General features: G+C 44.6%; 5 protein-coding genes. 4 read left to right on the top strand and 1 reads right to left on the bottom strand.

All coding sequences use genetic code 11. The features are described from left to right. Positions 1 to 145: 145 nt before the first annotated feature. The 3 genes from F6K37_RS34495 (at position 146) to F6K37_RS34485 (ending at position 2,110) form a co-directional block, all read left to right on the top strand. Positions 146 to 667 (top strand): DUF29 family protein, encoded by a 522-nt coding sequence (locus F6K37_RS34495; RefSeq protein WP_008185992.1) that lies wholly within the window; start codon positions 146 to 148, stop codon positions 665 to 667. Positions 668 to 1,124: 457 nt separating this feature from the next. Continuing rightward, positions 1,125 to 1,322 carry a hypothetical protein gene (locus tag F6K37_RS34490; RefSeq protein WP_008185994.1) on the top strand — a complete coding sequence of 66 codons (198 nt, stop codon included), beginning with the start codon at positions 1,125 to 1,127 and terminating at the stop codon, positions 1,320 to 1,322. Positions 1,323 to 1,453: 131 nt separating this feature from the next. Next, positions 1,454 to 2,110, top strand: a complete 657-nt coding sequence (locus F6K37_RS34485; RefSeq protein ID WP_008185996.1) for a Uma2 family endonuclease — start codon at positions 1,454 to 1,456, stop codon at positions 2,108 to 2,110. A 334-nt stretch (positions 2,111 to 2,444) separates the two neighbouring features. Here the strand turns inward: F6K37_RS34485 and F6K37_RS34480 are convergent, their stop codons facing one another. Further along, positions 2,445 to 2,609 carry a ribbon-helix-helix domain-containing protein gene (locus F6K37_RS34480; protein WP_008185997.1) on the bottom strand — a complete coding sequence of 55 codons (165 nt, stop codon included), beginning with the start codon at positions 2,607 to 2,609 and terminating at the stop codon, positions 2,445 to 2,447. A 116-nt stretch (positions 2,610 to 2,725) separates the two neighbouring features. On the opposite strand from F6K37_RS34480, the gene F6K37_RS34475 reads away from it, so the two are divergent. Beyond that, entirely contained in the window at positions 2,726 to 3,718 is a 993-nt protein-coding gene (locus F6K37_RS34475; RefSeq protein ID WP_008185998.1) for a hypothetical protein, read from the top strand. Positions 3,719 to 3,758: the final 40 nt, after the last annotated feature.

Here is a 3,758-nt window from a genome sequence, read left to right as displayed (position 1 = left end):
CTTAGATCCGTTAACTATTTTTTGCCCTCGAAGCTATTTTCCTAGCACCGTGCTATTGACTTTATTCAGTTAATATGCGTGCCAGATGACTTGTGCAGTTTCTTCGATAGGCTAAAGGGAACCATAAATCTGTGAGGACTGGGGTATGACTCAAGAATTAATCGATCTCAGAATAAGTATCCTAGAGGGACGCTACGCAGATGCCTTAGCAATTGTAGATGAGTTGGAACAGATGACTAAACGCGCAACTCTGCATCAGATTGAATCCTATTTAAACAAGGCATTGATTAACTTGATTAAAAACCAAGTAGAGGAGCGTTTGGCAAATTCTTGGGCAGCTTCAATTCGTGATTTCATTCGGGAAATCCAAAAACTGAATCTCAAAGATAACCAAAAATCCTATACTATCAATGCTGATCAATGGCAGTCATTGATTGACAATGAACTGGAGGCAGCAATTTCCACGGCGAGTGTGGAGGTTCTCAATGGTGCCTATACTCCAGCTCAACTTTCAAAACTAGTAGATAGAGCTCAGCTCAGGCAAACAACTCAAGATTTGCTGGCTTTGACATACCTCCATTCAAAAAAGGATTTACCTTTATTTATTAATGACTATTTAACTCAATTACCAGGAGGTTCTTATTGGAACCAAGATATACAACGATAAATCGAGTTATTCACAATCGACAATACCTATGACTTCCCTTCCTTTCTTGATGCAGTCGCTCATGGTTTTGGTTCTGTGTGAGGAACCTGCGTCCGCACCTTCTCAGCCCCGTGGAAACCACGGCAGTCGCTCATGGTTTGAAGTTACCGTAAGACAGGGGAGCCTTAATCAATAAGTTTTAACCCTTTTTTGCATAACCTACCAACCATAAAGGCTCCCCTGTCTAAGGTTTCGTCTCCGGGGGGGACCACGGCAGTCGCTCATGGGGGAAACCCCCGCATGAAGGCGCTGCCTCCCCAAGACCGCGCTGCCTCCCCAAGACCGCTTAGGTGCCCTTGACCCGTAATTTAATTCGCCACGGGTCGCACCTCTGCATCGCTACACCAACAAGTTACAAGGGTTTGATCTGGTTGGTGATCACTACAAACCCGCAGTGCTAAATCAGGGCAGGTTACTGATGCCGGAGTTGGGATTAAGTTTAGGTTTGTGGCGTGGCAGTTTTCGCGATATCCCTCGATTATGGTTACGCTGGATAACCCTTAAGGGGAATTTGATTCCTCTAGCAAGCGAGGAGTTGGCACAAGCTAAGCAACGAGCAGAACGTTTGGCGGCGCGACTGCGTGAGTTAGGTATTAATCTAGACCAATTGGATTAAGTTGCTGTCTTAATGCAGTCGCGAATCGGAGAAACCCCTACAGGTCGGCGCTGCATTGCTGTTAAGGATTTGTGCGAACGCGCCCCGCGTGGCCTACGGCCAATCGCATTTTCACAACAATCACTGCATCAATGGCCAGTACTTTTAGTTCAGATGAGGATTCACCTGTCAAAACTACCCAGAGAATTGTCTTACAAAACGTCAGTTGGCAGACGTACAAGGCGCTATTGGCAGACTTAGGAGATCATCGAGCCTCGCGTCTTGCCTATGCTCAAGGAATGCTAGAAATCACGATGCCCTCAGATCGCCATGAGACATACAAGCAGCTGCTAGAACGGATGGTGAATACCTTAACCGAAGAACTTAATCTTCGGGTCAAAGGGTTTGCTTCTACAACCCTGAATCGGGAGGATTTAGAGCATGGTGCAGAACCTGACTCTTGCTACTACATCGGCAATGTTGACTGTATTCAAGGCAGGACAGTAGATTTAGCCAATGATCCTCCACCAGACTTGGTGATTGAAGTCGATATTACCAGTTCATCCAGTCGGCGATTTGGGATTTACAAGCAGATAGGAGTGCCTGAAGTTTGGCGTTATATAGGACAAACTGTAGAAATTTACCGGCTGCAAAATGGAGAATATGTTCGTTGTCAGGACAATTTCACCTTTGAGATTCTCTCTGTAGAGATTATCAATCAGTTTTTGCAGCAGGCAGAAACCCAGGATGACACTACCATGATTTTAGCTTGGCGTAAATGGGTGAGGGAAAATCTACCAGAAGATTAACGTTGCGGCTTAAGTATTTGCTTTTAAGGCATTGCTGAATAGAGTATTCAGCAACGCCTTAATGAGGATTATTAAGGCGTTGCAACCTAAACTTATCCTGGAATTTATACAGACTGAGATTTCTAGCTTAGATTAGGGACTTGCGTCTAAAAAAAATCCCCATTAAAGTAGGGTGGGCCAAGTAATCTAATCTAGAATACTCAAAAAAACAAACTGTTTTTGCCCACCCTACAAGCTGATATTTCTAGCTTAGATTACAAGAGCCATACTAGTTATTAAGATAAAGCACGATTAGCGCGCTCTGGCTCATGGCGTAATCAACCGTTGGTGGAGATCAAGACTCTTTGTCCCATTCAACATCTTCTTTCTTTGCCTCGGTAACAGCACGTTCTAGAAGGTAAGCAGCAAGGTTCGATAGAGGGCGTCCATCGTAATCAGCCCATCGCTGTAAATCGTCTGCAATCCGGTCTGGTAAGGTTACTTGTATACGTTTGCTCATAATCTCTATTATAAGTTCAACTGTTATTTGATGTCAAAATTTACCTGATTTGTACTTAAAATGTATTTTTTGATACATAAAAGTATAATATTGATGTAATTACCAGCAAGTTTCCTATGGTAGAAACAGTTAGAGAAAAAAGCGATCAGCCTCCTACCTATCAGCAAGCCTTAGACGAATTCGGCATCACACAACTGTTGTCCCATTTGAAGCACTACGGCGATGCCGACTTCAATGCAGAGTCAATGGATATAGAAGAACCAGAACTAAAAACTCTAGCTACCGTCCTCATCCAGCACCTAACTCAGAATCTGACCGGAAAACTGATAGCCAGTTATTTAAATACCATCCGCGAGGTCGAATCAGATATAGTGTTTGACCCCATTAAAACAGAAATCGCGCCACCATCAATAGACCCCCCAGCTACTTGGAACCCTAAAGCAACACCCCGTTATCAAACAGGCTCACCCATTAGGTGGCGACCTCTAAACGGTCAAATGGACTGGGGTGTTGTGATTGGATTCTTCTACGCCTACGCCAGGCATCAATGCCAATGGGCAATTTGCTACCTGATCTGGCTTGACAAAGACTCCCCTAGTGCAGCTTGGATCGTTGCTGACACCGCTTGGGAAGAAGACATTGAACCTCGGCATCCTAAGCGTACGGTAACAACCAACTATCAAGATTCCTATTCTTGGACTTGCACTGAGGCTCTTGGCCCTAGAAATTATTTGAAATCCCCCAATGTGCTACGAACTCCCTCTGGGAGATACCGTTTCGATGATCAATATAGAACCCCTCCCCGGACTCTAACTCAACGAGAGCAAGATCTAATTGAACTCTACAGCAACTGCCAACTGGGTATGACTCCTAGACAATTCTATCATAAATGGGATGTGAATTACGAACAAATCGCTAGTATCTGCTCTCGCTCAACTGCCACCGTTCAGCGCTGGTTTTCCAGCGGTCACAACTATCGCCGCCCCCAGCCAATTGATTTGCGCCATCTTGCCCTGATGGATTTTCTCTTGGAGCATTTTGAGGAGATTCCCCAGGTAATTAGGAATTTGCTATGTCCTGATCATCAACAGCAAATTGGGGATGGGTAATGGGTAATGGCTAACAGATATAGCAGAAGTCAGAAGTCAG

The sequence above is a fragment of the Moorena sp. SIO4E2 genome, assembly GCF_010671945.1.
GTDB lineage: Bacteria > Cyanobacteriota > Cyanobacteriia > Cyanobacteriales > Coleofasciculaceae > Moorena > Moorena producens.
Note: the sequence above shows the minus strand (reverse complement) of the source record. Positions and strands in the feature narration are given on the sequence as shown.